Source organism: Brevundimonas sp. (assembly GCF_018608325.1).
GTDB lineage: Bacteria > Pseudomonadota > Alphaproteobacteria > Caulobacterales > Caulobacteraceae > Brevundimonas.
On record NZ_JABAZW010000045.1, the window covers coordinates 1 to 3,208 of the forward strand.

Below are 3,208 nucleotides of genomic sequence, written 5' to 3' on the forward strand. Positions count from 1 at the left end.
CCGTCGCCGAGCAGGACGCCCTGGCCGAGGCTGTCGAACTGGTCGAAGGCGGCTATCCGGCGTTCGACCGCCAGTCCTTCCTTGAAGGCCATCTGACGCCCGTACTGTGGGGCTCGGCCCTGCGCCACTTCGGCATCGACGAACTGCTGAAGGCCATCGGCGACTGGGCGCCTGCGCCCAAGGTCATGAAGGCCAAGAAGGAATCTCCGCCCGAGACCCGCAACGCCCCTGCCCCCGTCGACACGACGGTCGAGCCGGGTTCGAACGAGGTCACCGGGTTCGTCTTCAAGGTTCAGGCCAATATGGACCCGAACCACCGCGACCGGATCGCCATGTTCCGCATGGCCTCAGGCGCCTTCAAGCGCGGCATGAAGCTGAAGGTGCAGAACACCGGCAAGTCCCTGTCGGTCAATGCGCCGATCATGTTCTTCGCCTCTGACCGCGAACTGGCCGACGACGCCTTTGCGGGCGACGTGATCGGCATTCCGAACCACGGCGTGCTGCGCGTCGGCGACAGCCTGTCGGAAAGCGGCGTGGTGCGGTTCGCGGGCCTGCCCAACTTTGCGCCGGAAATCCTTCAGCGCGTCCGCGTCAAGGATCCGCTGAAGGCCAAGCACCTGAAGAAGGCGCTGGAAGGTCTGGCCGAAGAAGGCGTGACCCAATTGTTCCGTCCCGAGATCGGTTCGGACTTCATCGTCGGCGCCGTGGGCCAGCTGCAGTTCGAGGTCATGGCCGACCGTCTGGGCGAGGAATATGGCCTGGACGTCATCTTCGAGCCGTCGCCTTACGCCGAGGCCCGCTGGGTCGGCGGCACGGATGCGGACATCGAGGACTTCTCGGGCAAGTACCGCCCGCAGATGGCGCGCGACATCGATCAGGCCCCCGTCTTCCTGGCCAAGTCGAGCTGGGAGACCGGCTATGTCGGCGAGCGTTTCCCCAAGATCGCCTTCACCAAGACCAAGGAACGCGGTTAAGGCCGCGCTTGCGCCTTTTCAGCGCCGCCAGAGCGTGGTCAGATGCTGCCGACGCCGATGCGTCGCGGAGCCCCTTTGATGTTCGCCACCCTGGCCTTCGCCAGTCTGATGCTGATGCAGCAAGCCCCAGCCGCCGTTTCCTATGAGGAAGCGGTGCGTTGCGCGGGGCTGACGCAGGCGGCGTCAGAGCTGGAAGGCGGGGAAAGCGATGAAGGCGGAAAACTGTATGACGCCGCCTTGTACTGGTCGCTGACCGCCATTCAGGCGGGAACCACGGCGGGCAGGCCAGGCCGCACGGTTGACGCAGACCAGACCCGCGCGCGGATTGAGGCAGTGCGGCAGTTGAACGCTGATGCTCCGGCCGCGCGCACCGCTCTGCAACGCTGCCTGCATCGCACGCCGAATCTGGACTAACGGCGTTCGATCCAGAACGTTCCACAACCAAGCTGAGCCGAACCCGTTGTTCGGCGCTACGTTTGCTAAGAATCCAGTCGGGACGCCTTCTACGTCCCGAAGCGGGATTTCAGAGGCATCCAGCGCATGTTCGAATTCGGCCGGGATCTGAGAAAGCTGTTCGCGCAGGCGCGTGAAAGCGAAGACCTGGGCTGGGTCGAACTGATCAGCGTTGATCTGTTGCGGGTCGAGGCCCGGCGCGAGACCATCGATGCGGGCCGCGTCTCCTGCCCTCTGCCGTTCGAAACTGAACACCGCGCCGCCGCCCTGTGGCGCGACCACGCCCGCCGTTCCGGCGACGTCGACAGCCTGGACCGCGCCGACCGCGCCGCAGACAGCCTGAGCCGCAGCGCCGTTGGTGAAGACCAGACCGCCCTAGCCGCAATCGACACGGCCCTGGCCCTGATCCTGAGGTTTGACCTGTGCGGCGAGCCGGACCGCCTGCAACAGGCCATGGCCGCCCTGACCCGCGCCGGGCGCCCACGCCGCCACCGGATCGCTGTCGAGGTCGCCGCCGTCCACGCCCGGATCAAGGCCCGTCAGGCGCGCATAAGCGGCGACCTGTCCGATCTTATGGACGCCGCCGCCCTGATGGACGCAGCGCTTCACGGGGCGGGCGCCGAAAACGCCGAACTGAGAATGGACCGGGCCATACTGACGCTGGAGGCCGGGGTTGTTCAACGCGACGCGCGCCTGCTGGATCAGGCAGGACGTGATCTGGGCGCTCTGGTCGAGACAGCCTTGCCCGACCACCGCCCCCTGACCCGCGCCCGCGCCCTGGCCCTGTGCGGCGCCGGTCTGTCGGCCCTGGCGGCCCTGGCCGGTCATGCCGAAACCCATGCCCAGGGCCGGACCATGTTCGATGCGGCGGCCGATCAATTCACACCCGATCACAGTCCGCTGGACTGGGCCGCCATTCAGGTGGTGCGCGCGGGCGAGGAGGCCCTGCCGCTGATGATCCTGTCACAGGCCGAGGCCCTGACACAGGGACAGGGTCTGATCATCGGCGCACTGGCGCGAGAGCGCCGCATCGCCCGAGAAGTCGCGCTGGCGGAAGCCGTGCGCAATCTGTCGGCTCTGGAGTTGTTGGAGCAACGCGTGCGGTCGCGCATGGTCCACGCCCAACCGCTGGACTGGGCGGCGGACCAGATCGGCATGGCCGCCATCGCCCTGGCGCGTCACCGTCTGGGCGGCGCCGAACCCAGGGGTCTGGGCTTCATCCTGTCCGAAGCGGCCATCACGGCTCAGGAACTGGGCGTCCCTGTCCTGGCCCGCCGCGCCGAGGGGCTGAAACCCCGCTTCGTCGCCTAGATCAGCCGCCGATGGCGACGAAGGGCCCGTTCAGAAAGCGCAGCTTGCCATAGCTGAACCTCTGGCCGTCATCGGCCAGAACCCGACCGCCAGCCGCCTCCAGAACCGCCTGTCCCGCCGCCGTGTCCCATTCCGACGTGGGGCCAGTCCGCGGATAGGCGTCGAAACGACCCTCGGCGATCAGGCAGAATTTCAACGATGAATCCGTTCCCTGCCAATGGGTGCAGCCGTGGCGGGCGGCCAATCGCGTCGCCTCTTCATCGGTTACGCTGTGGCTGAGCAGGGCCACGCCTTCCTGCGGCCTGTCGCGCACGGCGATGGGCCGCCAGTCCGCGCCTGCGTGGGCCTCACCCTCATGGACCGCGCCATACTGGCGGCGGAAGGCGCCGCCGCCCGGCTTGTCGCTGCGCCAGGTCGTCTCGTTCGCCGGCGCCGTAACCACGCCCGCAACCGGATAGCCGTCATGGATC

General features: G+C 67.5%; 4 protein-coding genes. 3 read left to right on the forward strand and 1 reads right to left on the reverse strand.

What is annotated here, in order from left to right:
- The 3 genes from QZ281_RS04820 to QZ281_RS04830 all read left to right on the forward strand — a co-directional run.
- Window positions 1-974 (forward strand): EF-Tu/IF-2/RF-3 family GTPase (locus tag QZ281_RS04820; protein WP_363297402.1); only part of this gene is annotated, 974 nt, incomplete at its 5' end.
- A 78-nt stretch (window positions 975-1,052) separates the two neighbouring features.
- Entirely contained in the window at window positions 1,053-1,388 is a 336-nt protein-coding gene (locus QZ281_RS04825; protein WP_292225352.1) for a hypothetical protein, read from the forward strand.
- Window positions 1,389-1,514: 126 nt separating this feature from the next.
- Window positions 1,515-2,738, forward strand: a complete 1,224-nt coding sequence (locus QZ281_RS04830) for a hypothetical protein (RefSeq protein WP_292225354.1) — start codon at window positions 1,515-1,517, stop codon at window positions 2,736-2,738.
- A gap of 1 nt (window position 2,739) precedes the next feature.
- On the opposite strand, the gene QZ281_RS04835 is transcribed toward QZ281_RS04830, so the two are convergent.
- Window positions 2,740-3,208, reverse strand: a 469-nt coding sequence (locus QZ281_RS04835; RefSeq protein WP_292225356.1) for an inositol monophosphatase family protein, incomplete at its 5' end; no start/stop codon positions are given.

What these genes read in the sequence shown, in the direction of transcription:
- QZ281_RS04825 (WP_292225352.1), top strand. Translation starts at nt 1,053, where the DNA reads ATGTTCGCCACCCTGGCCTTCGCCAGTCTGATGCTGATGCAGCAAGCC.
- QZ281_RS04830 (WP_292225354.1), top strand. Translation starts at nt 1,515, where the DNA reads ATGTTCGAATTCGGCCGGGATCTGAGAAAGCTGTTCGCGCAGGCGCGT.